Origin of the sequence: Agromyces chromiiresistens (assembly GCF_029167465.1) — a bacterium.
Lineage (GTDB): Bacteria > Actinomycetota > Actinomycetes > Actinomycetales > Microbacteriaceae > Agromyces > Agromyces chromiiresistens.
On the sequence record NZ_JARFNL010000004.1, the window covers coordinates 861,231 to 886,785 of the forward strand.

24 protein-coding genes are annotated in these 25,555 nt (G+C 72.4%); 13 read left to right on the forward strand and 11 right to left on the reverse strand.

Annotation, left to right across the window (positions count from 1 at the left end):
• Positions 1–7 precede the first annotated feature (7 nt).
• A complete protein-coding gene (locus PX701_RS11340; RefSeq protein WP_275506325.1) occupies positions 8–1,711 on the forward strand; it encodes a sensor histidine kinase in 1,704 nt (567 codons plus the stop codon).
• Positions 1,711–2,364 (forward strand): response regulator, encoded by a 654-nt coding sequence (locus PX701_RS11345; protein WP_231432390.1) that lies wholly within the window; start codon positions 1,711–1,713, stop codon positions 2,362–2,364. Before PX701_RS11340 ends, PX701_RS11345 begins: the two co-directional genes overlap by 1 nt.
• A gap of 95 nt (positions 2,365–2,459) precedes the next feature.
• Here the strand turns inward: PX701_RS11345 and PX701_RS11350 are convergent, their stop codons facing one another.
• Positions 2,460–2,750 (reverse strand): DUF4287 domain-containing protein, encoded by a 291-nt coding sequence (locus PX701_RS11350; RefSeq protein WP_231431980.1) that lies wholly within the window; start codon positions 2,748–2,750, stop codon positions 2,460–2,462.
• A gap of 38 nt (positions 2,751–2,788) precedes the next feature.
• Positions 2,789–3,184 carry a cupin domain-containing protein gene (locus tag PX701_RS11355; protein ID WP_231431979.1) on the reverse strand — a complete coding sequence of 132 codons (396 nt, stop codon included), beginning with the start codon at positions 3,182–3,184 and terminating at the stop codon, positions 2,789–2,791.
• Positions 3,185–3,336: 152 nt separating this feature from the next.
• On the opposite strand from PX701_RS11355, the gene PX701_RS11360 reads away from it, so the two are divergent.
• Positions 3,337–4,326, forward strand: coding sequence for an ArsR/SmtB family transcription factor (locus PX701_RS11360; protein WP_275506326.1), 990 nt, complete (start codon positions 3,337–3,339; stop codon positions 4,324–4,326).
• A gap of 7 nt (positions 4,327–4,333) precedes the next feature.
• Here the strand turns inward: PX701_RS11360 and PX701_RS11365 are convergent, their stop codons facing one another.
• Positions 4,334–5,311, reverse strand: a complete 978-nt coding sequence (locus tag PX701_RS11365; RefSeq protein WP_275506327.1) for a hypothetical protein — start codon at positions 5,309–5,311, stop codon at positions 4,334–4,336.
• Positions 5,312–5,415: 104 nt separating this feature from the next.
• On the opposite strand from PX701_RS11365, the gene PX701_RS11370 reads away from it, so the two are divergent.
• Complete coding sequence (locus PX701_RS11370) at positions 5,416–5,928, forward strand: GNAT family N-acetyltransferase (RefSeq protein ID WP_275506328.1); 513 nt, start codon at positions 5,416–5,418, stop codon at positions 5,926–5,928.
• Positions 5,929–5,991: 63 nt separating this feature from the next.
• Here PX701_RS11370 and PX701_RS11375 read toward each other — a convergent pair whose 3' ends face one another.
• Complete coding sequence (locus PX701_RS11375) at positions 5,992–9,189, reverse strand: glycosyl hydrolase family 95 catalytic domain-containing protein (protein ID WP_275506329.1); 3,198 nt, start codon at positions 9,187–9,189, stop codon at positions 5,992–5,994.
• 146 nt (positions 9,190–9,335) lie between these two features.
• Complete coding sequence (locus PX701_RS11380) at positions 9,336–10,214, reverse strand: LysR family transcriptional regulator (RefSeq protein ID WP_231431975.1); 879 nt, start codon at positions 10,212–10,214, stop codon at positions 9,336–9,338.
• Between the two features lie 93 nt (positions 10,215–10,307).
• Here PX701_RS11380 and PX701_RS11385 point away from each other — a divergent pair, with 93 nt between their 5' ends.
• On the forward strand, positions 10,308–11,912 hold the full coding sequence (locus PX701_RS11385; RefSeq protein ID WP_275506330.1) for an aminotransferase class I/II-fold pyridoxal phosphate-dependent enzyme: 1,605 nt from the start codon (positions 10,308–10,310) through the stop codon (positions 11,910–11,912).
• Here the strand turns inward: PX701_RS11385 and PX701_RS11390 are convergent.
• Both PX701_RS11390 and PX701_RS11395 read right to left on the reverse strand, forming a co-directional pair.
• Positions 11,905–13,053, reverse strand: a complete 1,149-nt coding sequence (locus PX701_RS11390; RefSeq protein ID WP_231431973.1) for a DNA glycosylase AlkZ-like family protein — start codon at positions 13,051–13,053, stop codon at positions 11,905–11,907. The two genes, PX701_RS11385 and PX701_RS11390, sit on opposite strands and share 8 nt — an antisense overlap.
• Positions 13,050–13,625 carry a GNAT family N-acetyltransferase gene (locus PX701_RS11395; protein ID WP_275506331.1) on the reverse strand — a complete coding sequence of 192 codons (576 nt, stop codon included), beginning with the start codon at positions 13,623–13,625 and terminating at the stop codon, positions 13,050–13,052. Before PX701_RS11395 ends, PX701_RS11390 begins: the two co-directional genes overlap by 4 nt.
• Positions 13,626–13,903: 278 nt before the next feature.
• Here PX701_RS11395 and PX701_RS11400 point away from each other — a divergent pair, with 278 nt between their 5' ends.
• Positions 13,904–14,398, forward strand: a complete 495-nt coding sequence (locus PX701_RS11400) for an FBP domain-containing protein (protein ID WP_231431971.1) — start codon at positions 13,904–13,906, stop codon at positions 14,396–14,398.
• A 60-nt stretch (positions 14,399–14,458) separates the two neighbouring features.
• Here the strand turns inward: PX701_RS11400 and PX701_RS11405 are convergent, their stop codons facing one another.
• Positions 14,459–15,067, reverse strand: coding sequence for a TetR/AcrR family transcriptional regulator (locus PX701_RS11405; protein ID WP_231431970.1), 609 nt, complete (start codon positions 15,065–15,067; stop codon positions 14,459–14,461).
• Between the two features lie 167 nt (positions 15,068–15,234).
• Here PX701_RS11405 and PX701_RS11410 point away from each other — a divergent pair, with 167 nt between their 5' ends.
• Genes PX701_RS11410 through PX701_RS11420 form a run of 3 tightly spaced genes read left to right on the forward strand, consistent with a single transcriptional unit; the run spans position 15,235 to position 18,145 of the window.
• Complete coding sequence (locus tag PX701_RS11410) at positions 15,235–16,605, forward strand: NAD(P)/FAD-dependent oxidoreductase (RefSeq protein WP_231431969.1); 1,371 nt, start codon at positions 15,235–15,237, stop codon at positions 16,603–16,605.
• 29 nt (positions 16,606–16,634) lie between these two features.
• Positions 16,635–17,015 (forward strand): cupin domain-containing protein, encoded by a 381-nt coding sequence (locus PX701_RS11415; RefSeq protein WP_275506332.1) that lies wholly within the window; start codon positions 16,635–16,637, stop codon positions 17,013–17,015.
• Between the two features lie 56 nt (positions 17,016–17,071).
• A complete protein-coding gene (locus PX701_RS11420; protein WP_231431967.1) occupies positions 17,072–18,145 on the forward strand; it encodes an epoxide hydrolase family protein in 1,074 nt (357 codons plus the stop codon).
• Positions 18,146–18,196: 51 nt separating this feature from the next.
• Here PX701_RS11420 and PX701_RS11425 read toward each other — a convergent pair whose 3' ends face one another.
• Positions 18,197–19,792, reverse strand: a complete 1,596-nt coding sequence (locus PX701_RS11425) for a PucR family transcriptional regulator (protein ID WP_275506333.1) — start codon at positions 19,790–19,792, stop codon at positions 18,197–18,199.
• A gap of 94 nt (positions 19,793–19,886) precedes the next feature.
• Between PX701_RS11425 and lysA the strand changes: the two genes are divergently transcribed.
• From lysA to PX701_RS11445, 4 genes are read left to right on the forward strand one after another with little or no spacing between them, the layout of a single operon-like run.
• Positions 19,887–21,197: a diaminopimelate decarboxylase gene (gene lysA / locus PX701_RS11430; RefSeq protein WP_231431965.1), complete on the forward strand. Its 1,311-nt coding sequence runs from the start codon at positions 19,887–19,889 to the stop codon at positions 21,195–21,197.
• Between the two features lie 43 nt (positions 21,198–21,240).
• Positions 21,241–22,173 carry an ABC transporter substrate-binding protein gene (locus PX701_RS11435; RefSeq protein WP_231431964.1) on the forward strand — a complete coding sequence of 311 codons (933 nt, stop codon included), beginning with the start codon at positions 21,241–21,243 and terminating at the stop codon, positions 22,171–22,173.
• On the forward strand, positions 22,170–23,147 hold the full coding sequence (locus tag PX701_RS11440; protein WP_231431963.1) for an amino acid ABC transporter permease: 978 nt from the start codon (positions 22,170–22,172) through the stop codon (positions 23,145–23,147). Before PX701_RS11435 ends, PX701_RS11440 begins: the two co-directional genes overlap by 4 nt.
• A complete protein-coding gene (locus PX701_RS11445; RefSeq protein WP_231431962.1) occupies positions 23,144–23,953 on the forward strand; it encodes an amino acid ABC transporter ATP-binding protein in 810 nt (269 codons plus the stop codon). The genes PX701_RS11440 and PX701_RS11445 overlap by 4 nt, the downstream gene beginning before the upstream one ends.
• Before the next feature lie 273 nt (positions 23,954–24,226).
• Here PX701_RS11445 and PX701_RS11450 read toward each other — a convergent pair whose 3' ends face one another.
• Together PX701_RS11450 and PX701_RS11455 are read right to left on the reverse strand one after the other, a co-directional pair.
• Positions 24,227–24,694, reverse strand: coding sequence for a VOC family protein (locus tag PX701_RS11450; protein WP_231431961.1), 468 nt, complete (start codon positions 24,692–24,694; stop codon positions 24,227–24,229).
• Positions 24,695–24,774: 80 nt separating this feature from the next.
• Complete coding sequence (locus PX701_RS11455) at positions 24,775–25,467, reverse strand: TetR/AcrR family transcriptional regulator (RefSeq protein WP_231431960.1); 693 nt, start codon at positions 25,465–25,467, stop codon at positions 24,775–24,777.
• Positions 25,468–25,555: the final 88 nt, after the last annotated feature.

Consider the following 25,555-nt stretch of genomic DNA (forward strand, 5'->3'; position numbering starts at 1 on the left):
GAGCCGCATGAGGTTCACCACCCGCATGCTCGTGACCCAGCTCGCTGCCGCGGCGGCGGTGATCGCGGTGTGCGCGGCGGCGTTCGCGTGGATCGGCGTGCAGCAGCTGCGCACGGAGACGCAGTCGACCGCGCTCGCGATCGCGCGAACCGTCGCCTCCGACCCGCAGCTGCGGCGGGCGGTCGCCGAGTACGCCGGCGACGCCGAGCTGGACGCCGCGGTGCTCGCCGACGGCGAGGTGCAGCGGCAGGCGACGGAGATCGCCCGGCGCACCGGTGCGCTCTTCGTCGTCGTGGCCGACGACGACGGGCTGCGGCTCGCGCACCCCGATCCCGCACGGCTCGGTGAGCGGGTGAGCACCGAGTACGAGCGGGTGCTCGCCGGCGAGGAGATCGTCACCTGGGAGCGGGGCACCCTCGGCGAGTCCGCCAGGGCGAAGGTGCCGGTGTACCGGCCGGGCGCCGGCCCGACCGGTCCCGGCGGCGGGAGCGCCGGCATCGTCGGCGAGGTGAGCGTGGGGTTCGCCCCGGCCAGCGTCCTCGCCGAGGTGCCGGGGCTCGTCGCCGCGATCGCCGGTGCCGTCGCGCTCGCGTTCGGCGTGGCCGCGCTCGCCGCCTTCCTCATCCGCCGCCGGCTCGAACGGCTCACGCTCGGCGTGCAGCCCGAGGAGCTCGGCGCGCTGCTGCAGAACCAGGCGGCCGTGCTCGACGGCGTGAACGACGGGGTCGTCGCCGTCTCGGGCGACGGCGTCGTTCGCGCGGTGAACCGATCGGCGCGAGACCTGCTCGCGCTCGACGAGGCGGCGATCGGCCGCCCGCTCGCAGAGCTCGAGCTGCCGCCCGCGCTCGTCGAGGCCATCCGCCGGGGACTCGACGGCGAGCCGCTCGCGCTCGGCGAACTCGTCACCGCCGACCATGTCGGCTACGTCGAGGCGCGACGGGTGCGCCGCGGCGACCGCGACCTCGGGGTCGTCGCCGTCGTGCGCGACCGCACCGACGTCGTCGCGCTCGCCGAGCGACTCGACGCGGTGCGCACGGCCACCAACGCCCTGCGCGCCCAGCGGCACGAGTTCGCGAACCGCATGCACGCCGTGTCGGGGCTGCTCGCGGTCGGGCGGATCGTCGACGCCCAGGAGTTCCTCGCCGAGCTGTCGAGCCGCGGCGCCGTGCCCGAGGCGGCGGTCGAGGCGATCGACGACCCCTTCCTGCAGGCGCTCGTCGGAGCGAAGGCGGTCGAGGCCGCCGAGCGCGGCGTCGAGCTGCGGGTCGCCGACGACACCCTCCTCGTCGGCATCGTCGACGAGCCCGAGGACGTGGCCGCCGTGCTCGGGAACCTCGTCGACAACGCGGTCACCGCCGCGGTCGCGGGCGACGAGCCGAGATGGGTGGAGCTCTCGCTCCTCGACGACGGCGACACGCTCGCGGTGACGATCAGCGACTCGGGCCGGGGCGTCGCCGACCCCGAGCGGCTCTTCGCCGGCCGCGCCGACGACGGTGCCGACGATGCGGAGGACACCGACGAGGCCTCCGATCGGGTGCACGGCCGCGGCATCGGACTGCCGCTCGCGCGACGCTTCGCGCGCCGGCGGGGTGGCGATCTCTGGCTCGTCGATGCGGGCGGGGCGGGTCGTGGCGCCGTGTTCGCGGCCCGGCTGCCGGCCGTCATGCACCGGCGCCCGACGGGCGACGGAGACGAAGGAGAGGTGCGGTGATGACCGCAGACGTGCGGGTGCTCGTGGTCGACGACGACTTCAGGGTGGCGGGGATCCACCACGACCTCGTCTCGGCCAGGCCCGGGTTCGAGGCGCTGCCGCCCGTGCGCGACATCGCGTCGGCGCGCACCGCGATCCGCGACTGGCGGCCCGAGCTGCTGCTCGTCGACGTCTACCTGCCCGACGGCGACGGCATCGAGCTCGCCCGTGAGAGCGGGCTCGACCGGTTCGTGCTGAGTGCCGCGAACGACGCGGCGACGGTGCGTCGTGCCCTGCGCTCGGGGGCGCTGCACTACCTCGTGAAGCCGTTCGAGGCCCGCACCCTGCAGGAGCGTCTCGACGGGTACCTGCGGTACCGCAACCTGCTCGCGGTCGAGTCGCCGCTCGCGCAGGACACGATCGATCGGGCGCTCGGCGTGCTGCACGGTGCGGCGCCGACCTCGTCGCGCTCGGGCACCCAGCAGTTGATCCTCGACGCCCTGGCCGACGGCGGTGAGGCGTCGAGCGTCGAGGTCGCCGAGCGCGCGGGGGTCTCCCGCGCGACCGCCCAGCGGCATCTCGCCGAGCTCGCCGCGCGCGGCGCGGTCACGGTGTCGCTCCGCTACGGCAGCGCCGGCCGACCCGAGCACCGCTATCGCAGCGGCTCGAGCTGAGCCGACCCGCGCGTGCCCGCGCGCCGGCCTCATCCGCCCGGGTGTGCACTCCTGGCCCGAATCCGGGCGACGAGTGCACACTCGATGCGCTGTCTTCAGGGGTTGGGGTTCGTGGCCTTGCCGTCGAGCCAGAGCGTGTCGGTCGTGTCGCGATGCACGCCGTCGGTGCCGACGTGCTTGGTGCTGATCTGCGGGCCCTTCGTGATGACGTGCACGAGCGCCATCGCGTGGCCGCGGCCGAGGCCGTAGTCGTCGGCCAGCCACGTGACGATGGGGGTCGCCTTGGTGGTCTCGTCGAAGCCGCGCTCGCGCGCGAGCTCGACGAACTGGCGCGGCGTGAGGCCGGTCTTCGTCTCGATGTTGTCGAGGTAGGCCTGGAACGACATGGGGTTCTCCTTCTCGAGTGGTCGGCGTGCGGGGTGACTCAGTCCGATTCGTCGGCCCAGGTCTGCACGATCGTCTCGGCGGCGTGGATGCCGATGAGCTGCAGGCGCCCCTCGCCGACGTTCTTGAAACCGTGCCACACTCCGGCGGGCGCGGTGGCGGTGTCTCCGGCGCGGGCGATGAGCTCGGTGTCGCCGACGGTGATGCGCGCGGTGCCCTCGAGCACGATCCACGTCTCGCTGTAGGGGTGCCAGTGCAGGTCGGCGCCCTGGCCGGGCTCGTTGTCGACGAAGAAGTACGAGATGCGGGCGCCGTGCTCGAGGCCGACGAATCGGCGCGTGCGACCGGTGCCGATGCGGAGTGCGTCGGCCGGCACGACGACGGGCGTGACGGGCGGGGTCATGGTGGGCGTCAGGGTGATCTCGGCGGCGTTCATGCTCTGCTCCTCGGTTCGGTTCGGTTCGGTTCGGTTGGTCCGGTTCTGGGATGCCGCGGCGCGAGTCGCGGGGGGGCGGTGCTCGGGCCGATCGGGCGGTTCGTCTGCGAACAGCCTCGGCCCGCGGCATCCCGTCGCTGTAGTGTTTCGATGTGGATCGAAACTTCGTCGAGTTCCGGCTGGCCCCGGGCGACATCTCGGCGATCCGGTTCGGAATCTCGCCCGGTCACGAGCTCAGTCACGCGGTGCGCGTGCTGCAGCGGCCCGAAGCCCACCCGCTGCAGTGGGGATGGCTCCGCGCGGTGCGCGGCCGCGTGCCCCGAGAGGCGTTCGAACTGCTCGCCGTGGTGATCGGCGTCGACGGGTACATGCCCGACTTCCTCACCTCGGAGCCGGGCTGGGACCTCGAACCCGAGGAGGAGGCGGCCAGGATGCGCGTCGCGCCCGTCGAGCCGATGCTCGTCGACCTCAACAAGATGGTCGCGCGGTCGGAAGGCGCGCGGCAGCAGGCGATCCGGCGCATGATCGACGAGCCCGAGCGGGCGCGTGCGATGATCGCCGACGCGTGGAGCGAGGTGTGGGCGGCGGTGCTCGCGCCCGTGTGGACGCAGCTCGAGCGGCTGCTGCGGGCCGACATCGCGGTGCGTTCGCGGCGCATCGCGACCGCCGGGGTCGGGGCGATGGCCGGCGAGCTGCATCCCTCGGTGAGCTGGAGCGACGACGCCGTGCGGGTCGAGCTGCGCCTGCATCGCGAGGTGCTCGACTGCCGGGGGTCGGGGCTCGTGCTCGTGCCCTCGGTGATGTCGTCGTTCGGGTGCATGGTGCTCACCGAGCCGCCCGCGCAGCCCACCGTGTTCTACCCGGCGCGCGGCGTCACCGAGACGTGGGCGCGCGACCCGGCGTCGACCGCGGCGGCGCTCGGAGCGCTCATCGGGCCCGCGCGCGCAGAGATCCTGCTCGGGGCGCACACCGCGCGCACAACCTCGCAGGTCGCCGCCGACGTCGGGCTCGCGGTCTCGACCGCCTCGCATCATCTCGGCGTGCTGCGGGAGGGCGGGCTCATCGCCTCCGCCCGCGACGGCGCCCGCGTGATGCACCTGCGCACGCCGCTCGGCGAGGCGCTCGTGGGGGCGATGCTCTGAGCCGCGGCTACATGGCCGCCTCGTCGACCCAGCGGAGCACGCGGAGGGCGCGCAGCGTGTTCCAGCGGCTCGGCTCGCCCTCGGGGGCGTCGAGCGCGAAGTACACCTCGCCGTGCCACGGCTGCCCGGCGAGCCAGCGGCCGTCGTCGCCGCGTTTCGAGAGCAGCAGGTCGACGGCGTCGGCGACACGCGCATCGGGCGCGTCGCCCGCCGAACGGAAGTGGTCGAGCGCTCGCAGCACGTCGTAGAACCAGTAGGTCGGGAACGAGAAGTTGCGGTATCGGGAGAGCACGATCTCGCCGGTCGAACGCCGCCGGAACAGGTTGCGGTCGAGCAGGTACTCCTCGCCGCGACGGCGGGCCGCGGTCACGGCCGCGAGGTCGGCGGTGGGCGCCGCGGCGCCGTCGGCGACGGCCCCCGTGCCCGTGCCGCCCGTGACCGCCTGCTCGTACCGGAGCAGCCCCTCGAGCACGCAGAGGGTCGAGTCGAACGACGACCGCTCGGACTCCTCGCGGGGTTCGCAGTTCCAGCCGCCGTCGGGCAGCTGCTCGTCGAGCAGCCGCGCGATGATGCGGTCGCTGCCGGCGCCGAGCACGCCGAAGTACGCGCCGGCGGCGAGCACGCCGCCGTTGATGCACTCCTCGACCTCGCCGTGGAAGAACGGCAGGTCACCCCAGTAGTGCCACGTGACGCCGTCGCGCACGCGCGCGATCGCACGACGAACCGGCGGTGCCTCGGGTTCGACGCCGAAACGGTGCAGCGACTGCAACGACCACATGACGCTGCGGCGGTCTCCGTCTTCGCCGTACTCATCGTCGTTCCAGTACCCGCGGTCGTCTTGCAGGGCCAGCAGGCGCGCGCCCCAGCCCTCGGTCGCGACCCGCGAGCGCTCGGCGGCGGCGCCCTCGGCGTCGCCCTGCAGATCGTGCAGCACCTGCCAGCGGATCGCCGGGTCGGCGTCGAGCAGCCAGTCGATGACGTCCATGCGGTCATCTTGGCCGCAACCGCCGACAGCCGCCAGCGGTTGCGGACGCCTCGCGGGCGGGCTCATCGTCGAAGGCGGGGGTGCGCCGCTGCGAGACTGGCTGCATGCTCCCTGCCGCACCTGCGCTTCCCGTCGACCTCGATGTCCGCGGGGACTGCTACACCCTCCGCCGCGCCACCCGTCACGACCTGCCGGCGCTCGTCGCGATGACCGCCGCCGATTCGCTGCGTCGCGACGACGACAGCTCCGACCCCGAGCACTTCGCGCGCTACGAGCGGGGCTTCGAGGCGATCGACGCCGACCCCGCCAACACGCTCGTCGCGGTCGACGATGCCGCCGGCCGCTTCGTCGGCACGATGCAGCTCACGATCATCCCCGGGATCTCGCGCGGCGGCGCCTTCCGCATGCAGATCGAGGCCGTTCGCGTCGCCGACGACCTGCGCGGCCGCGGCGTCGGCAGCGCGATGATCAGCTGGGCGGTCGACGAAGCGCGCGCGAGCGGCGTGGCGCTCGTGCAGCTCACCTCCGACGCCCGCCGGGTCGACGCGCACCGCTTCTACGAGCGGCTCGGCTTCGCGGCATCCCACGTCGGGTTCAAGTTGTTCACCTCGGCCTGACGATGACGGATGCCTCGGGTCGATGCCCGAGGCATCCGCCATCGCTGCGGGTGGAGCGAAGCGTCAGGCGGCCGGTCCGAGGTCGCGCATCGGGTTGCCGGCCGTCGGGTTCGCGGGCTTCACCTTGCGGCGCTCGCCGCCCACCACGACGGTGACGTTCGACATGTTCGGCGCACGGTCGGCGACGACGTCGTACGAGACGACCTCACCGGCCTTCCACTCGCAGCTCACCGAGTAGCCGCCGCGGGCGCGCAGCCCCGTGAACGACCCCGACGCGGCCCAGTCGGCGGGCAGCGCCGGCAGCAGTCGGATGACGCCGTCGTGGCTCTGCAGCAGCATCTCGGCGATCGCGCCGGTGATGCCGAAGTTGCCGTCGAGCTGGAACGGCGGGTGGTTGCACCACAGGTTCGACAGCGTGTTGTAGGTGAGCAGGCCGCGCACCATGACGCCGGCGCGCTCGGCGTCGCCGAGGCGGGCGAAGAGCGCGGTGCGCCAGGGCCACGTCCACGAGCGCCGGCTGTCGCCGGACACGGTCGCCGCGGTGAACGGCACGCCCTCCTTCTCGCCGCAGCGGGCCTTGAGCGACACGAGCGCCGCCGCCGCGAGCTCGGGCGAGGCCGCCGTGATCTGCCGGCCCGGGTACACCGCGAAGAGGTGCGAGGTGTGGCGGTGGATGTCGGTCGGGCTGTCGCGGTCGGTCTGCCACTCCTGCAACTGGCCCCAGCTGCCGATCTTGTTGGGCGCGAGCCGCGACTGCAGGTCGGCGACGGTCGCCCGGTACTCGGCGTCGACGTCGAGGGCGTCGGCGCAGTCGAGGTAGTTCTGGAACAGGTCCCAGATGATCTGCTGGTCGTACATCACGCCGTCCTCGCGCGGGCCGTGCTCGGGCGACCAGCCGTCGGGCGCCACCAGGCTGCCGTCGGGCAGTTCCTTGAGGCGGTCCTGCCAGAACTCGCAGATCTCCTTGATCATCGGATAGGCGACGTCGCGCAGGTACGTCTTGTCCTGCGTGAACGCCCAGTGCTCGTACACGTGCTGCATGTACCAGGCACTCGCGACCGTGTTCCACTCCCACGAGTTGCCGCCGAAGATGCTCTGCGAGGTGCGGGCGGTCCAGCCGCGGGTGTCCTCGCCGAACGCGTTGCGCGTCGCGACCCGGCTCGGCACCGCGACCTGCTGCACGAACGCGATGAGCGCCTCGTGCGCCTCGGGCAGGTCGGTCGTCTCGGCGCCCCAGTAGTTCATCTGGACGTTGATGTTGGTGTGGTAGTCGCTCGCCCACGCGGGCTGGTTCGAGTTGTTCCAGAGGCCCTGCAGGTTGGCGGGCAGGCCGCCCGGCCGCGACGAGCTCAGCAGCAGGTAGCGTCCGAAGTCGTACATCGACTGCTCGAGCGTCGGGTCGGACTCGCCCGCCCCGTAGCGTGCGAGGCGCGTCGTGGTCGGCAGCGCCAGCACCGAGGCATCCGTCTCGCCCCATTCGACCGCGGCACGCGACATGAGCTTCGAGACCTGGGCGACGTGCTCGTCGTGCAGGTCGTCGAAGCTGCGCCCGCCCGCCGCCTCGAGGGCGGCGTCGATGCCCGGCTGGGGCGCGGCGCCGCGCCACCCGTCGGCGGCGCTGAGCTTGTAGTCGGTGCGCGCGTCGAGGTGGAGCGTGATGACCGAGGCGCCCGACACCCGCAAGCCCCCGCCGTCGGCCGTCACCTCGCCGTCGGTCTCGGCGATGCGCACCGTCGCCGCGTGGCTGAGGTCGTTCGCCATCGTGCCCGCGAAGCCGATGCGCCGTGCCGCGGCGTCGACCGACGTCGGCGAGTTCTCCTGCTCGGAGGCGAGGGTGATCGTGCCCGTCAGCGCGCCGGCGGTGTCGCTCGTGTAGCGCAGCACGACCACGTCGGCGTCGCGGCTCGCGAACGCCTCGCGCAGCACGGTGCCGCCGACGGTCGCGAAGTGCGCGGTGTGAACGCCGACCGTGGGGTCGAGTGCGCGCCGGTACCCGACCACGTTGCGCTGTCCGCGCGTCGAGTAGCCGCTGCCCGTGAACGCGACGCCCGCGAGGCGGAACGCCCCGGGCGACGTGAACGTGAGGCGGTACCGGGTGTAGGCGGTCGAGTTCGCGAACGTGAAGGCCTTCGCCTCGCCGCGGGCGGCGAACGCGACGCCCGACTTCGTGTCGAGGGTCTTCCACGCGAGCCCGTCGTTCGAGGCGTCGAGCACCCAGTCGCGCGGATCGGCTCCGGGTGCGTCGGGTCCGCTCGTCAGCACATACCCCGTGAGGGCTCGCTTCGCGACGAGCTCGAGCTGCCATGCGGCACCCGACCCGGCGTCGGCGACCTGCCAGACGGTGGACGCCTCGCCGTCGACGCTGCCCACGAGGGAATCGGCGTGGCCCGTCGGCGACGACACGTAGACGCTGCCGCCCGCCGCCAGCTCGACGCCGCCGAGCCCGATCTCGGACACCTGGAAGTGGCTCACCCCCGCCTTCGGCACGAAGTCGACGCGGTAGAAGCGGTAGGCGGTCGTGTTCTGGAACTCGTAGGTCTTCGTCTGGAAGCGCTGCTCGAACGGTGCGCCGGTGCGGCTGTCGAGCGTCGCCCACGTGCCGCCGTCGTTCGAGCCGAGCACCCGCCATTCCTGGGGGTCGCGGGCGGGCACGTCGTTCGCGCTCGTGAAGCTGTACGACGAGACGACGGCGGCGCTCGGCAGTTCGGCCTGCCAGAGCACGTGCGCGGGCGGACCGTCGATGCACCACTTCGTCTGCGGGTTGCCGTCGTAGCTCTTGTCGACGTCTTCGGCGCCCCAGATCTTGTAGGGGCCGCCGGGCGCGGTGACCTTGGGTCGTGCGCCGAACGCGATCGTGAGGGTGCCGAAGTCGCGGTACGAGCCGAAGCCGGTGACGCTCGTGTCGTAGGCGCCGTCGGGCTTGCCGGCGAGGGCGTTGTCGTAGTCGTTGAGCCCGCCCCAGAGGCTCTGCTCGTTGAACTGCACGACCTCCTCGTCGGGGTTGCCGAAGAGCATCGCACCGAGGCGCCCGTTGCCGATCGGCAGCGCCTGCGTCTCCCAGTCGGTCGCGGGGGTGCCGTACCAGAGCGCCTTGGGCGAGAGGTCGGGAACGGGGATGCCTCCGCCTGCGGCGGCCGCCGCTCGGCCGCCGATCAGTGCGGCGGCGGGCTGGGCGGCGAGGAACTGGGGCACGAGCGGGGCCAGTGCGACGAGCCCGCCGAGCTGCAGGGCGCGTCGGCGCGGAATCTCGCGTTGGAGCATCGGGGAACCTCCGGAGCATCATTGATCTGGTGTTTGGTGGGGTAGTGCTCGACGTTCAGACGCAAACGGTGAGACTGGACCCATCCTGCCCGATTAAAGATCCGATGTATAGCCGCTGATTCTTCGACGAGTTCGAGCGAGTGCTGTCAGGTGAGGGCCCGCGCCATCAGCGCGACGAGCGCCGGGTCGAGCGTCGGCGCGGTCGCGAGCGAGACGACCCGCGAGAGTTCGAGGCCCGTGACCTCGAGCACGGCCAGGTCGTCGCGCTCGGGCGGCAGCGCGAGTTCGGGCACGAGGGCCACGCCGAGGCCGGCCGCGACGTACTCGACGACGACGCGGTAGTCGTCGCTGCGCGGCCCGATGGCCGGGTCGAAGCCCGCCCGCAGCGCCGCGGCGCGGAACCCCGCGTCGATCGGATCGTCGTCGTGGGTGCCGATCACCCAGCGTTCGCCCGCGAGATCGCGCAGCTGCACGCGGTCGGCGGCGGCGAGGGGATGTCGCGACGGGATCACGAGTGAGAAGCGTTCGGTGAACAGCGGGGTGCTGGCATGGCCGGGGGCGGCACGAGGCGCCTCCCCGGGGGCGGTGTACACGACCGCTGCGTCGAGGTCGAGCCGGTCGAGCGCCGCCTCGACCACGTCGAGCTCGGCCTCGGTCACGTGGGCGACGAGGCCCGCGCCGTCGAACGCGGCGACGAGTGCGGGCAGCAGGCGTGCGGCCGCGGTGGGGAACACGCCGAATCGCACGGTCCGCCGGGCGTCGTCGAGGGCGCCTCGGACCTCGTCGAGCGCCCGGTCGGTGCGCTCGAGGATCGCCGCGGCGTGCGGCAGCCACAGCCTGCCGGCGACGGTCAGCCGGGTGCCCGCCGCCGAACTCGCGACGACCGGCGCGCCGGTCGCCCGTTCGAGCCCGCCGAGGTGGTGCGCGACGGTCGGCTGGCTCCAGCCGAGCTCGCGCGCGGCGGCGGCGACCGAGCCCTGATCGGCGATGGCACGGAGTGCGCGCAGCTGGCGCAGGTCGATCACGCTCGCTCCGATCTTCGATGATCAATACGTCATATTGATGATTACAGAAGAATCGCTATTCCGTATTGAATTCCGAGCGGGAACGATGGAAGCATGCCCACGCCCTATGCCGACGCCGTCGCCCGCTATGCCGAAGACGACCGCGCCCGGGTCTACGTGCCCGGCCACGCGGCCGACCCCGACGCCGCTCCCGCTCTCACCGGATGGTTCGGGGCCGAGCTGCTGCGCCGCGACGTGCCGCCGCTGCTCGCCGGCATCGACAAGGGACCCGGCAACCCGCTCGCCGAGTCGCTGGCGCTCGCCGCACGCGCGTGGGGCGCCCGTCGGACGTGGTTCCTCACGAACGGCGCCTCGCAGGGCAACCGCATCGCCGCACTCGCCCTCGGCGCCTACCGCGATGCTGCGGCCCCGGTCGTCGGCCAGCGGAGCGCCCACTCGTCGTTCATCGACGGCGTCATCCTCGCCGGGCTCTCGCCCCGCTTCGTCGCGCCCGCGATCGACCCGCGGCTCGGCATCAACCACGGGGTGTCGCCCGCCGCCCTGCGCGCCGCGCTCGCCGGCGTCGAGTCGCCGAAGGGCGTCTACCTCATCTCGCCGAGCTACTTCGGCGCGGTCGCCGACGTCGCCGCCCTCGCCGACATCGCCCATGCCGCCGGCGCGCCCCTCATCGTCGACGCGGCATGGGGCGCGCACTTCGGCTTCCACCCCGACCTGCCCGAGAACCCGCTGCGGCTCGGTGCCGACCTCGTCATCTCGAGCACGCACAAGCTCGGCGGCAGCCTCACCCAGTCGGCCATGCTGCACCTCGCCGGCGGGCCGTTCGCCGACGACCTCGAGCCGCTCGTCGAGCGCGCCTTCATGCTCACCCAGTCGACGAGCGCGAGCGCGCTGCTGCTCGCCTCGCTCGACCTCGCCCGCGAGACCCTCGAGACGGGCCATGGGCGCATCGCCGCCTCGATCGCCGCGGCCGACCGCCTGCGCGACGAGATCCGGACCCGCGGGCGGTTCGGCATCGTGAGCGACGGATTCGGCGACTTCGACGACATCGTCGACGCCGACCCGCTGCGCGTGTCGATCGACGTCGCCCGCGGCGGCCTGCACGGTCACACCGTGCGCGACCGCCTCGAGCGCGAGGGCGTCTCGTTCGAGATCTCGACCGACTCGTGCGTCGTCGCCGTGCTCGGGGCCGGCGTGGTGCCCGACGTCGACCGCATCGCCGGGGCGCTGCATGCGATCGCGCCCGAGCGGGCCGCAGGCGAGGCATCCGAGCCGCTCGTCGCCACGGGTGGGCCGGCCGCGGTCGGCGCGTCGACCGGCGCCCCCGAACCGGCGCAGGTGCGGGATGCGAGGCCCATCGTCGCGCTGCCGTCACCGGGACCGCTCGCGATGCTGCCGCGCGAGGCGTTCCTGGCGCAGGGCGAGCCGGTACCGGTCGCCGCCGCGATCGGGCGGGTGTCGACCGACGCGCTCGCCGCCTATCCGCCGGGCATCCCCAACGTGCTGCCGGGCGAGGTCATCACGGCCGAGGTCGTCGAGTTCCTGCAGCGCATCGCCGCGACGCCGGGCGGGTACGTGCGCGGCGCGGTCGATCCGACCCTCGCGACCCTGCGGGTCGTGCGCGGGGCGACGGGCGCCGACGCCACCGGCCATGCGGTCGCGGCGTCGCCCGCCGACTGCGCCCTGTCGCTCGTCAGCTGACGTCGCGTCGCGCGACCTCGAGGCCGAGCCACTCGGCGAGCGATGCGATCTCGTCGTCGACCGCTCGCCGCGTCGCGCGATCGAACGGCACGTCCTCGTGCACGGCTTTCACGACGAGCACCCCGGCCGCACGATCGGCCTTGGCGTCGAGCTTGCCGACGAGACGGTCGCCCGCGAGGATCGGCAGCGCGTAGTAGCCCCATCTCCGCTTCGCAGCCGGCTTGTACATCTCGAGGGTGTACTCGAAGTCGAAGAGCTGCAGAGCGCGCTTGCGATCGTAGATCAGCCGGTCGAACGGCGACAGCAGCGCGGTGCGCCCCTCGAACGGCGGGCCGGATGCCTCGTCGCGGAGTCCCTCCAGCAGCACCGGGTCGACCCGCCACTCGCCCGGAACGCCGTCGACGACCGCGGGCTCGCCGGTGATCCCGACGTCGATCGGTTCGAGCGGCATCTTCGTGCTCTTGGCCCGCGCGATGCCGAGCGACGACAGTCGCCGGGCATTGCGCTCGGCCGTCGCCGCCTCGACGGTGAGCGCGCGGCCGTTCGCCGCTTCGGCGGTCGGGTAGACCCGCTCCGCGAGCGTCCACAGCCGCTCGCGGCCCTGCCGGCCCGCGATCGCGACCTCGCCCCGCAGGGCGAGGAACTCGAGCATGCGCCCGACGTTGCGATCGTGGGTCCACCCGGTCGACTCCCACGGCACCGCCGACGTGTCGGGGATGTCGCGCGACGGCAACGGCTCCCTGGCGCCCTCGAGGAGCTTCAGGACGTCACGACGGAAGTCGTCGTTCTGCTCGAGCCAGGTGCGGGAGCGCGGCCACTCGGGAAAGGACGCCATCTCGGGCCGCAGCAGTTCGAGGGCGTCGATCGGCCGGATGAGGGCGTCGAGCTCGAAGAGCGTGCGGTCGTGCTCGAGCGCCTCGACGAGGTCGCTCGGCCGGTAGGAGCCGCCGAGCCGGCTCCATGCGACGAGGTCGGCGTTCGGCGCGATCGCCGCGGTCGGGTCGATCTGCAGCAGGTCGAGGTCGCGCACGAGGCCGACGAGATCGGTCGGCCGGGTCGCCTCGAGCCGTTGCGCCCGCACCGCGAGGCGCCGCGCCGTGGTGGGGTCGAGTCGGTGCGGGGCACCCGTCGTTCCGGTCATCCGAGATCGAGCCGCATGATCACGCGGGGGTGGCCCGAGAGCACCGAGGTCGTGTCGGAGACCTTCGTGAACCCGGCCTCTTCGAAGACCGCGCGAGTGCCCACGTAGGCCATCGTGAGGTCGACCTTCTCGCCGCGGTTGTCGACCGGGTAGCCCTCGATCGCGGGCGCGCCGTTCGCGCGGGCGAAGTCGACCGCGCCGGCGAGCAGGTGGTGCACGAGCCCCTGCTTGCGGTGGCCCGGGCGCACCCGGAAGCACCACACCGACCAGACGTCGACGTCGTCGACATGGGGGATGCGCCGGTTCTTCGCGAAGCTCGTGTCGGCACGCGGATGCACCGCCGCCCAGCCGACCGGCTCGTCGCCGTCGTAGGCGAGCACGCCCGGTGCCGGATCTTCGGCGCACAGCTCGCGCACGCGGGCCGAGCGGTCGGGCTCGCGCAGCGCGACGTTCTCTTTCGACGAGAGCAGCCGGTAGCTGAGGCAGAAGCACACGTTGGAGGTCGGCTTCTTCGGGCCGATGACCGCGGCCACGTCGTCGAACACCGTCGCCGGTCGCACCTCGATCGCCATGGTTCCACTGTGCCAGAGGCCGCCGACGTTCGGCGATGACGGTCCCATCGGCCGGGGGTAGACTCGGCGACCGTGAATCGTGCTGACCTGCCCGCGATCGCTCGCGGGCGTGAGGGGGTATCGGGCGCCGTGCGCGCCGCGATGAGATGACCCCGCCCGCGGTCCACGGCGCCAGGCGCCTGGGCCGCCGACGGTCGCGCCCGGAAGCGCCGCGGCCGTCGTCGTCTCGAGTCAGCAGGCCGCCCGAGCGGGCGGCGAACAGAACAGGTTCCGATTCCATGCGTCCCATCACCGACGCGCAGATCCGCGCGTCCTTCGTCAACGCCACCGTCCGCGAGCGCAACACGCTCACCCTGCCCGCCGATTTCGCCGAGCTCGACTGGGAGCGCCGCGACTTCCTCGGCTGGCGCGACCGCAAGCTGCCGAACGTCGCCTACGTCGTCGCCGAGGTCGACGGCGAACTCGTCGGCGTCATGCTGAGGCGCGCCGAGGGTCGCATGCGCTCCCGGCCCCAGTGCGCCTGGTGCGAAGACGTGCACCTGCCGAACGACGTGCTCTTCTTCGTCGCGCGTCGAGCCGGCCAGGCCGGCCGCAAGGGCGACACGGTCGGCACGCTCGTCTGCGCCGACTTCCAGTGCTCGGCGAACGCCCGCAAGCGCCCGCCGACCGCCTACGTCGGCTTCGACGTCGAGGCGGCCCGCGAACGCCGCGTCGAGACGCTGCGCCAGAACGTGCTCGGCTTCATCCGCGCCGTCGGCGCGGGCGAGGGCTGAGCGACCTCTCTCCGAGGCCGGCTCCTCCGATGCGTCGGGTGAGCCGGTCCGGCGGGCGGCTCAGGAGGGCCGCCGGTCGAGCACGAGCGTCGCGAGCAGCACCTCGAGCGACGCCTGCACGCGTTCATCGGTCCACGCGCCGGGGTCCTCGATCGCCTTGACCTCGTAGCCGCGGCAGTACAGGTAGAGGATGTCGGCGATGTGCGCGGCCTCGTCGTGATCGACCGGCTCGCCGCCCTGCGCGATGTGCTCGGCGCCCGCGAGGAACTTGCCGTACGTGGCATCCGTGACGCCCCGCACGACCTCGTAGGCGCGGCGGTTCGCACCGCGCACATCGGCGATGACCTCGATCCACAGGCTCCGCAGCACGTTCTCCTCGGGGGAGGAGGTGCACATCCACCGGGCGAGCGCCGCGAGCCGCTCGACGCCGACGAGGTCGCCGAGGTGGGCCGCGCGCTCCTCGTCCCACTGCCCGCGCGCCTGCTCGAGGGCGTTCGCCATGAGGTGGGCCCGCGACGGCACGTAGTTCGTGATGAACGCGGTCGAACGGCCGAGACGTTCGGCGACGGCGCGCAGGGTCACGGCGCGGGTTCCGCGCTCCCGCGCGATCTCGACGGTCGCGCGGGCGATGTCGGCGAGCCGTTCGTCGTGGTCGACCTCGATCGGCACGGGCCCTCCCTCCGCTGGCTCGATGCTCGTTTGACAGCCTGCCATGGCGAGGGTACGTTTCAAAACACTGTTGTACAACACGCCGATATCTCGCTCCTCGAACGGGATGTCTCGGCCGGCCGCCGCTCGCGGCCGCACCCTCGACGGAGAGATGGAGCACACCTCGCATGACGGTCAACGGCGGCGTCTCGTTCTGGCTGCAGCAGGTCGGCGTGCCGACCCCCAGGCCGGCCCTTCCCGGCGACCTCGACGTCGACGTCGCGATCGTCGGCGGCGGCTACACCGGGCTCTGGACGGCGTATTACCTGAAGCGCGACCAGCCCGACCTCCGCGTCGCGGTGCTCGAACGCCGGTTCGCCGGGTACGGGGCCTCGGGGCGCAACGGCGGCTGGCTCACGAACTCGGTGACGGGCGGCCGCGGCCAGTACGTCTCGTCGCACGGCCGCGACGCCGCGATCGCCCAGCAGCGCGCGCTCAACGCGACCGTCGACGAGGTGATCGCCGTCGCGGCCGCCGAGGGCATCGACGCCGACATCCACAAGGGCGGTGAGTTCGAGGTCGCGCTCAACCCGGCGCAGCTCGCACGACTGAAGGCGGCCGCCGCCGAAGAGCAGTCGTGGCCCGCGACCGACGTCGAGGTGCTCGACGCGAAGGCCGCCGCCGCCCGCATCAACGTCGCCGGCGTGCAGGGCGGCATCTGGCACCCGCACTGCGCGCGCATCCACCCCGCGAAGCTCGCGCTCGGGCTCGCCGGCGCCGTCGAGCGACTCGGCGTCGCGATCTACGAGGGTACGACCGTCACCGAGATCGTGCCGGGCGAGGCGCGAACCGACCACGGCACCGTGCGGGCGCCGCACGTGCTGCGCGCGACCGAGGGCTTCACGCCCGACCTGCGCGGCGAGCACCGCACGTGGCTGCCGATGAACTCGTCGCTCATCGTGACCGAGCCGCTCGCTCCGGCGGTCTGGGACGAGATCGGCTGGAACGGCCGCGAGACCCTCGGCGACTTCGCCCACGTCTACATGTACGCGCAGCGCACCGCCGACGACCGCATCGCCTTCGGCGGGCGCGGGGTGCCGTACCGCTACGGCTCGCACGTCGACCAGGACGGCGAGACCCAGCTGCGCACGATCGAGAGCCTCACCGCGCTGCTCAACCGCTTCTTCCCCCAGACGGCGGGCGCCGCCATCGACCACGCGTGGTCGGGCGTGCTCGGCGTGCCGCGCGACTGGGCGGCGACCGTCGGGCACGACCGGGCGACCGGGCTCGGCTGGGCCGGCGGCTACGTCGGCACGGGCGTCACCGCGACGAACCTCGCCGGCCGCACGCTGCGCGACCTCGTGCTCGGCGACGACACCGAGCTCACCCGCCTGCCGTGGGTCGGCCACCGCGCGCGCAAGTGGGAGGTCGAGCCGCTGCGCTGGCTCGCCGTGCAGGCGATCTACGCGGCCTACCACGCCGCCGACCGCGGCGAGCAGCGCGGACGCGCCACGACCTCGCCGATCGCGAAGATGGCCGACCTCGTCGCCGGCCGCTGAGGCGCGACGAACCACCACAGGAGGACACCATGAGCGATCTGCCCGCCGCCACGTCGACCGTCGCGGGGCTCGCCCCGCTCGCCCGCGACCTCGGCCCCGCCGCGCCGAAGCCCACCGCCCTGACGGAGGGCGTGCTCGAGGCATCCGGCTCGCTGTGGGAGGTGCCGGGCGTCGACGTCGGGTACTGGGAGTGCACCCCCGGCCGATTCTCCGCCACCCGCGAGGGCTACACCGAGGTGTGCCAGTTCCTCTCCGGCCGCGTGACGATCGAGGTCGACGGCGAGGAGCCGGTGACGTTCGGCGCCGGCGACACGCTCATCACCCCGAGCGGCTGGCGTGGGGTGTGGGACGTGCATGAGACCGTGCGCAAGCTCTACGTCGTCATCGACGACCGCCGGCCGGCCGAGTAGCGCGAAGCGCATGGCCGGTCCGCCGCCCGTCGGACCGACCCGATACGGTCGGGCTCATGCAACCCTTCACGATCTCCGTGCCCGACGACGTGCTCGACGACCTGCGCGCACGGCTCGCCCGCACGCGCTTCACGACCCCGAGCGCGTCGGCGTGGGGCGCCGGGGTCGACCCCGCCTACCTCGCGTCGCTCGTCGCCTACTGGGCGAACGACTTCGACTGGCGCGCCGCCGAGGCGCGCCTCAACCGCTCCCCGCAGTTCATCGACCGCGGGCAGCACTTCGTGCACCTCCGTCGCGACGCAACCAGGCCGCCGGTGCTCCTCGCCCACGGCTGGCCGAGCAGCTTCATCGAGATGCTGCCGCTCGCCGAGCTGCTCGACGTCGACGTCGTGATCCCGTCGCTGCCGGGATTCCTCTACTCCGAGCTCGTCGACGGCCCGCTCACGAGGGCGGCGATCGCCGAGACCTTCCACGCGCTCATGACCGAGACGCTCGGCTACGAGCGGTACTTCGCGTTCGGCGGCGACATCGGCGGCGCGGCCTCGAGCTGGCTCGCGACCATGTACCCGCACGAGGTCGCCGGCCTGCACATGATCCACGGGCCGTTCCCGGCCGCCTTCGACGCCTCGCCGATCACGCCCGCCGAGCAGGCGTTCTTCGACGCCGAGGCGGCGTACGACGAGGGCGACGAGGGCTACAGCTCGATCATGGCCACCCGCCCCGACACGATCGCCGCCGCGCTCGCCGACTCGCCGGCAGGGCTCGCCGCGTGGATCGTCGACAAGTACCGCGACTGGAGCGACTGCGGCGGCGACGTCGAGTCCCGGTTCGACCGCGACGCGCTCTGCACGATCCTCACGCTCTACTGGGCGACCGGGTCGATCGGCACCTCGTTCCGGCAGTACCTCGACTACCCGCACAACGCGACCCGCCCGAACATCACGGTGCCCGTCGCAGTCACCCTCAGCAGCGAGCCGGGCATGCGGGGTTTCCCGCGGTCGATCGCCGAACGCGCCGCGACCGACCTCCGGCAGTACTCCGAGCCGGGCCGCGGCGGGCACTTCCTCGCGTTCGAAGAGCCCGAGCTCGTCGCCGACGAGCTCGGCGCGTTCATGCGGTCGGTGGGGTAGCCGCGGTCGGATGCCTCGGCGCGCGCCGCTCGTCGTCGAGGCGTCCGCGGGTCAGCGCGCGAGCGCGCGCAGCTGCAGCCACGCGGCCAGCCGCTCGTCGGCGTTCTCGAGTCGCACGCCGTGCGTCTCGACGACCCGGCGCAGGCGATGTCGCACGGTGTTCTCGTGCACGCCCAGGCGTTCTGCCGCCTGCGCGACGTTGCCGAAGCACTCGAGCCACACGAGCAGGGTCTCGGCGACGGCCCGCGTCGCCGCCGACCCGTGCAGGGCGTCGAGCCCGGGATCGCGCAGTTCGACACCGTCGGCGAGCAGCTCGGCGACGCGGTCGACGACGAGCAGCGGCCGCAGGCTCGCCGCGCTGACGATGCGGCGCCCGGATGCCGCGTCGCGCCCCGCGACGTCGAGCAGCCGGTCGGCGAGCTCGCGGACCCCCGCGACATCGCCGGATCGGTGAGCCGGCCCCGTGACCGCGATGCGAGCGCCCTCGCCGACGAGGCGGTCGACGAGCGGCAGCAGCGGTTCGGCGAGGGCCGTCGCCTCGTCGACGGTGCGCGCGGCGAACAGCGCGTAGACGCGTGAGCGATGGGCGACGGCCACGGCGTCGGGCCGGTGCAGCACGAGGTGGCGGATGACGGTCGAACGGAGCTGGGCGATCGCGGTCGGGCCCGCGCTCGGCACCTCGAAGGCGAGCAGCGCGGCGCCGCGCTCCTCGTCGATGCCGAGCTCGGCGAACTCGGTGCCGGTGAGGTCGATGCCCGTGAGCAGGGTGCGCAAGCGGTCCTCGCGCGGTCGCTGGTCGGTCGCGTGCGCGCGGAGGTCGTCGAGCAGGTGAGCGCCGGCGAGGGCGCTCGCACGCCGCATCCGCTCGTCCTGCTCGGGGCTCACCGGCCCCTCGCCCGAGGCGTCGATCGCCCAGATGCTGCCGAGGGGCAGTGCACCCGCACGAATGGCGAACGCGACCCGCGGCTCCTCGTCGCCGAGCCGCGGGTACTTGATCGGGCGATCGGAGCGCAGCACGGTGCGGTACTGGTCGTCGTTGTAGGGGGAGGCCGGCACCTGCCGGGCCAGGATGCCGTGGGTGCGGAGCGTGTCGATGAGCTGGCCGGGCACCGACGAGTAGGCGAGGATGTTCCGGCTGAGGTCCTCGATCGCGACCGAGCCGCCGAAGGACTCGGCGAGCTCGTTGGCGATCGCGAAGAGCGGTTCGGCGCCGCGCTGCGGAGCGGCGAGCGGCGTCTCGGCCTCGCCGAGCAGGCGAGTGAGCTGCGCATCGAGCAGCCGCCAGCTGATGCGGTCGGCGATGCGCACGAGGGGGAGGCCCGTCGCCTCGACGATCGCCGCGAGGGCGGGCACCCGCTCGGCGCTGCACTTGAGGGCGAGGCCGGCGGCGCCGTGCTCGGCGGCGCCGGTGGCGAGCGCGGCGATGCGCGAGGTGCTGAGCGACGCGGTCGACGGCGCGAGCAGCAGGGTCGACGAGACATCGCCGAACTCCTCGGCGGTGTCGACGAACTCGGTGCCCGTCACGGCGATGCCGGGTGCGGGCGGCCCGATGGGCGTCACGGTGCGCGGTCCGAGCTGGTCGACGAGCTCGGCGAGCGTCACCTGCGGGTGCGGTGGGCGCTCGATTGGAGAAATACCTGCATCCACACCGCAAAGCTATCCGAGATCGACAACCAATGGTGAACGAGATCTTCCTAGGCTGGCCACCGCGACGGCGACGGCGCCGCGCGAAGGAGGAACGATGACCGCGAACCGTCCAGCCCCTGCGGGCACCCGCCTCGGGGAGCTCTGGCGCATCCTGCCGGAGGAGTCGACGGCGAGCGCCGACGGCGTGCTCGAGATCGGCGGGGTCGCCGTCACCGAGCTCGCGGAACGGTTCGGCACGCCGCTGCACGTCTACGACGAGCAGGGGTTGCGCCGCCAGATCCGCAGGTTCGTCGAAGGGCTCCGAGACCGCTGGCCGAACTCCGAGGTGCTGTTCGCCTCGAAGTCGCTGCCTGCCGTCGGCATGTACCGGCTCGCGCACGAGGAGGGCCTCTCGATCGACATCGCAGGCGGCGGCGAGCTGCGGCTCGCGCTCGCCGCGGGCGTCGACCCCGAGCGCCTCTACTTCCACGGCAACGCGAAGACCGACGCCGAGCTCCGGCTCGCCCTCGACGCCGGCATCGGCGCGATCATCGTCGACAACGACGACGAGCTCGATCGGCTCGAGCGACTGCTCGACCGTCCACAGCGGCTCCTGCTCCGCGTCATCCCGGGCGTCGAGGCGAAGACGCACGCCTCGCAGGCGACGGGCGGACTGAACTCCAAGTTCGGGCTGCCCATCGACCAGGCCGCCCGGGCGATCGCGCGCATGCAGGCGCACCCGCTGATGGAGTTCGAGGGCGTGCACCTGCACATCGGCTCGCAGATCCTGGACGTCGCGCAGTTCGGCGAGGCGGTCGAGAAGATCTCGAGCGTCGGCACGTTCGGCACCTACGACGTCGGGGGCGGCCTCGGCATCGCCTACACGTACGACGAGGAGGCGCCGGAGGTCGCCGACTACCTCGACGCGATCGTCGCCGCAGCGCGGGCCCACCTGCCCGCCGACGCGAAGCTCATGATCGAGCCGGGCCGCTCGGTCGTGGCGCGCGCCGGCGTCACGCTCTACCGGGTGACGACCGTCAAGCGCACGGGCCGCACGTTCGTCGCGGTCGACGGCGGGCTCGCCGACCAGATGGACATCGCGCTCACCCAGCAGCGCTACGAGGCCGTCGTCGCCGACCGGCTGCTCGAGCCCTGGACGGAGTCCGCGCAGCTGGTCGGACGCCAGTGCGAATCGGGCGACCTCCTCGTCGACGGCGCCGCCCTGCCGGCCGCGCAGGTGGGCGACCTCGTCGTCATGGCGGCGACCGGCGCCTACGCCTACACGATGTCGAACAACTACAACGGCGCCCTCAAGCCCGCGATCGTGTTCGCGAGCGCGGGCGACGCCCGCCTCGTCACCCGCCGCGAGACCTACGACGACCTGCTCGCCACGCACGCGCCGGCCATGGCCGACGCATTCGTCTGAGGCATCCCCGACCGATCACCCCACCACGACAAGGAAGTCACCGATGATCGCACGCACCACCCTCCTGCTCGGCGCGACGGCCGTCGCCGTCGCCCTCGCCCTCACCGGCTGCTCGGGAGCCTCCGGCTCCGGGGCTGAGGCCGCAGCCGGCCCCGACCTGCCGGCCGGCGACGAGGTCTCGACGACCGTCGACGAGTCGCTGACCGATCTATTGCCCGACGACATCGTCGAGAAGGGCCGCATCGACGTCGCCGTCGACATTCCCTACCCGCCGATGGCGATGTACGGCGACGACAACCGCGAGATCGGCTTCGACCCCGAACTGGCGCGCCTCCTCGGCCAGAAGCTCGGCATCGACGTGTCGCTCAACAAGCAGGCCTTCGACTCGGTCATCCCGTCGCTGCAGGCCGACAAGAACGACCTCATCATGAGCGGCATGAACGACACCCCCGAGCGCGAGGAGACGCTGAGCTTCGTCGACTACACGTACGGCGGCTTCGCGATCGTCGTGCCCGAGGGCAACCCGAACGGCATCGGCACCCAGCAGGACCTGTGCGGCATGACGGTGTCGATCCAGAAGGCGACGGCGCAGGGCGAGATCCTGCGGTCGATGGACTGCGACGGCGACCCGGTCAACGTCACCGAGCTGCCGAGCGACCTCGACGCCCAGACGGCATTGCGCGCGGGAAAGAGCGACGCGTACGTCGCCGACGCCCTCGTCGCCGGCTACGTCGCCGACACCGTCGAGGGCGGTGACGCCTTCGACATCGTGCAGGACCCCGAGAACCCCGCCGGCTTCAGCCCGGTGTACAGCGGCATCGGCATCCTGAAGGACGAGGCCGAACTCGTCGAGGCCGTGCGCCAGGCGCTGCAGGCGCTCATCGACGAGGGCACCTACCAGCAGGTGCTCGAGCGCAACAGCCTCGCCGACTACGGCGTGGAGGCCGCCGAGGTGAACCAGGGCGGCGAGGGATGACGGCCGTGGAGGCGCGGGGCGTCGCGCTCGCACCAGAGGCCACCGACGACGACGTCCGGGCCATCCCGCTCCGTCGTCCGTGGCGATGGATCAGCGCCGCCGTCGTGCTGCTGCTCGCCGCCGGGTTCGCGTACTCGGTGCTCACGAACCCGAACATCGACTTCGCGGCCATCGGCCAGTTCCTCGTCGACCCCCGCATCATCGACGGCGTCTGGCTGACGCTCCTCATCACGCTCGTCGCGATGGTCGTCTCGACGGTGCTCGCCGTCGTCATCGCGGCGATGCGGCTCTCGTCGAACCCCGTGCTGTCGAGCGTCGCGTGGTTCTACGTGTGGGCGTTCCGCGGCACCCCGCTGCTCGTGCAGATCGTGCTGTGGGGCTACCTCGGCCTCCTCTACGAGAAGCTCTCGATCGGCATCCCGTTCACCGACATCGTGTTCTGGCAGGCCGACACCAACCTGCTGATCACCGCGATGGTCGCCGGCATCCTCGCACTCACGCTCAACCAGGCGGCCTACTCCTCGGAGATCGTGCGAGCCGGCATGATCTCGGTCGACGAGGGGCAGCGCGAGGCGGCGTACTCGCTCGGCATGTCGCCGCTCTACACGTTCCGCCGGGTGCTGCTGCCGCAGGCGATGCGCGTGATCATCCCGCCCATGGGCAACGAGACGATCTCGATGCTCAAGAACACCTCGCTGCTCTCGGTCATCGCCGTGCTCGAGATCTACACGCAGGCGACGGTGATCTCGTCGCAGAACCTCAAGCAGGTGGAGCTGCTCATCGTCGCGAGCATCTGGTACCTGCTCATGACGAGCATCCTCTCGGTTCCGCAGTACTACCTCGAGCGGCGGTTCGGACGCGGCTCGAGCCGCAACCTGCCGCCGACGCCGTTCCAGCGCCTGCGCCAGGCGTTCGCATCGCGCCGGCCCGGCCCCGCGCCCGCGCCGGAGACGAAGGCGGTCAGCGCCGTATGAGCACCATCACCACCACCCGGACCGCGCAGGACGCCGCAGTGGACGCCCGCCCCCTCGTCGAGATCCGCCGCGTGCGCAAGAGCTTCGGCGCCCACCAAGTGCTGCGCGACGTGTCGCTCGCCGTGCCCGAGGGCACCGTGACCGTGCTGCTCGGCCCGTCGGGCTCGGGCAAGTCGACGCTGCTGCGCTGCATCAACCACCTCGAGTCGATCGACGGCGGCCGTATCATCGTCGACGGCGAGCTCATCGGCTACCGCCAGGCCGGGCACGACATCCACGAGATGACGCCGAAGCAGATCGCCCGCCAGCGACGCGAGATCGGCATGGTGTTCCAGCGGTTCAACCTCTTCCCGCACATGACGGCGCTCGAGAACATCGTCGAGGCACCGGTCGGCATCGCCGGCATGCCTCGGGCGAAGGCCCGCGCGAAGGCGACCGAGCTGCTCGACCGGGTCGGCCTCGCCGACTTCGCGGGGCACTACCCGGCGCAGCTGTCGGGCGGGCAGCAGCAGCGGGTCGCGATCGCCCGGGCGCTCGCGATGGGGCCGAAGCTCATGCTGTTCGACGAGCCGACCTCGGCGCTCGACCCCGAGCTCGTCGGCGACGTGCTCGACGTCATGCGCGAGCTCGCGAACGACGGCATGACGATGATCGTCGTCACGCACGAGATCGGGTTCGCGCGGGGCGTCGCCGACCAGGTCGTGTTCATGGACGGCGGCGTCGTGGTCGAGGCGGGCCGCCCCGAGGACGTGATCGACCGGCCGCAGCGGCAGCGCACGCGCGACTTCCTGGAGAGCGTGCGCTAGGGGAGCGCCGCCAGGAGGGCTCGGGCGACCGACCGCGAGGGGGAACGCGGCCGGTCGCCCATGATCGCGTGCGGGCTCGTCGCGCGACCCTGGCCGGATGCCTCGGCGGGCGCATCCGGCCGGCCGGTCACCGATCGGGGGAGTCGGCTCAGCCGAGTGCGACGAGCAGGCCCAGCAGCGAGCACGGCGATGAGCGGGGACGATCGCGGCGACGGGCATGGCGCTGAGCCGAGCGACCGCCGAGGCATCCGGCCGCCGCCTGCTCAGTGCGCGCTACGCGTTCTCGAGCTCGGCGATCACGACCTTCTTCTGCCGCATCATCACCTGGATCTGCTCGGGGCGCTTCGTCAGCTCGCCCATGTTCGCCGGGATGATCTGCCAGCTCACGCCGAACCGGTCCTTGCACCAGCCGCACTGCTCCGACTCGGGCACGTGCGAGAGCGCCGCCCAGTAGCGGTCGATCTCGGCCTGGTCGGCGCACGAGACGACGAACGAGATCGACTCGTTGAAGGTGAACAGCGGTCCGCCGTCGAGGCAGACGAAGTCGACCCCGTTCAGGGTGAACTGCCCGTTCAGCACCTTGCCGCTCATGCCCGCGAAGTGCTCGTCGAGCGACTCGTCGGGATACTCGTCGATGCGCGTGATGCGCGAGTTCGGGAAGACGCCGACGTAGTACTCCATCGCCTCGCGTGCCTGGTCGTCGAACCACAGGCACGGCTGGATGGGTGCGAGCTCGGCCATGTCGGAACCCCCTTGTTCGGCCCTTGCTTCCGGCGGCCACGATACGCCGGTCGGGTCGGTCGCGATACCGGGGGTGGCGGCTAGGCCGTGGACGCCTCGGCCGCCCGACGGCGTTCGAGGCCCTCGAGCAGCAGGTCGAGCCCGAACTCGAACTCGGTCTGGTCGTCGCACCAGCCGAGGGTCGAGTCGGGGTCGTCGTGCACGACGTCGGCGAGCATCGCGGCGAGGTGCGGGGCCAGCGCGGCGAACTCGGCGGGGTCGCCGGGCGGGTCGGCCGAGTTGTCGTCGTTGAGCTCCTGCACGTAGCCGTACATGCGGCTGCCGATCGCATGCAGTCCGTGGTGGATGAGGTCGTGCGAGAGCCCGCCGGCCCGCATGATGCCGACGACGCCGTCGGCGTACCGCACGGCGAGCACGCCCGGGGCACCGCGCGTGTTCATGAGGTTCGGCGCCCAGGGATGCCGAAGCAGCACGCGCCTCGCACCGAGGATCCGCGAGCGGAGCGCGGTCGGCCAGTCCGCGGCGTCCAGCTCGGTCGGCGGTGCGAAGCCGCCGATCTCGACCTCGACCTCGGCGAACACCTGCTCGACGAGTCCGTCGAGGATCGCGTGCTTGTTGGGCAGGTGGTAGTAGATCGACATCGCCTCGACGTCGAGCTCGTCGGCGAGGGCGCGCATCGTGAGGGCGTCGAGGCCGTCGCGGTCGGCGAGGCGCAGCGCGGTCTGCAGCACGCGCTCACGGCTGAGCGGGCTGCGCGTCGCGGTTCTGGCCATAGTTCACCGTACAACGTCAGGTGATCGGCTGGAGGGTCTGGACGTAGGCTCCGTGACGGCGTATCTTACGACGTACGACTTACGACGT

Bases quoted from the DNA above. Each gene is read 5' to 3' on its own strand.
- PX701_RS11340 (WP_275506325.1), top strand. From the start codon at position 8: ATGAGGTTCACCACCCGCATGCTCGTGACCCAGCTCGCTGCCGCGGCG.
- PX701_RS11345 (WP_231432390.1), top strand. From the start codon at position 1,711: ATGACCGCAGACGTGCGGGTGCTCGTGGTCGACGACGACTTCAGGGTG.
- PX701_RS11350 (WP_231431980.1), bottom strand. From the start codon at position 2,750: ATGTCGTTCCAGGCCTACCTCGACAACATCGAGACGAAGACCGGCCTC.
- PX701_RS11355 (WP_231431979.1), bottom strand. From the start codon at position 3,184: ATGAACGCCGCCGAGATCACCCTGACGCCCACCATGACCCCGCCCGTC.
- PX701_RS11365 (WP_275506327.1), bottom strand. From the start codon at position 5,311: ATGGACGTCATCGACTGGCTGCTCGACGCCGACCCGGCGATCCGCTGG.
- PX701_RS11370 (WP_275506328.1), top strand. From the start codon at position 5,416: ATGCTCCCTGCCGCACCTGCGCTTCCCGTCGACCTCGATGTCCGCGGG.
- PX701_RS11375 (WP_275506329.1), bottom strand. From the start codon at position 9,189: ATGCTCCAACGCGAGATTCCGCGCCGACGCGCCCTGCAGCTCGGCGGG.
- PX701_RS11385 (WP_275506330.1), top strand. From the start codon at position 10,308: ATGCCCACGCCCTATGCCGACGCCGTCGCCCGCTATGCCGAAGACGAC.
- PX701_RS11390 (WP_231431973.1), bottom strand. From the start codon at position 13,053: ATGACCGGAACGACGGGTGCCCCGCACCGACTCGACCCCACCACGGCG.
- PX701_RS11395 (WP_275506331.1), bottom strand. From the start codon at position 13,625: ATGGCGATCGAGGTGCGACCGGCGACGGTGTTCGACGACGTGGCCGCG.
- PX701_RS11400 (WP_231431971.1), top strand. From the start codon at position 13,904: ATGCGTCCCATCACCGACGCGCAGATCCGCGCGTCCTTCGTCAACGCC.
- PX701_RS11410 (WP_231431969.1), top strand. From the start codon at position 15,235: ATGACGGTCAACGGCGGCGTCTCGTTCTGGCTGCAGCAGGTCGGCGTG.
- PX701_RS11415 (WP_275506332.1), top strand. From the start codon at position 16,635: ATGAGCGATCTGCCCGCCGCCACGTCGACCGTCGCGGGGCTCGCCCCG.
- PX701_RS11420 (WP_231431967.1), top strand. From the start codon at position 17,072: ATGCAACCCTTCACGATCTCCGTGCCCGACGACGTGCTCGACGACCTG.
- lysA (WP_231431965.1), top strand. From the start codon at position 19,887: ATGACCGCGAACCGTCCAGCCCCTGCGGGCACCCGCCTCGGGGAGCTC.
- PX701_RS11435 (WP_231431964.1), top strand. From the start codon at position 21,241: ATGATCGCACGCACCACCCTCCTGCTCGGCGCGACGGCCGTCGCCGTC.
- PX701_RS11440 (WP_231431963.1), top strand. From the start codon at position 22,170: ATGACGGCCGTGGAGGCGCGGGGCGTCGCGCTCGCACCAGAGGCCACC.
- PX701_RS11445 (WP_231431962.1), top strand. From the start codon at position 23,144: ATGAGCACCATCACCACCACCCGGACCGCGCAGGACGCCGCAGTGGAC.
- PX701_RS11450 (WP_231431961.1), bottom strand. From the start codon at position 24,694: ATGGCCGAGCTCGCACCCATCCAGCCGTGCCTGTGGTTCGACGACCAG.
- PX701_RS11455 (WP_231431960.1), bottom strand. From the start codon at position 25,467: ATGGCCAGAACCGCGACGCGCAGCCCGCTCAGCCGTGAGCGCGTGCTG.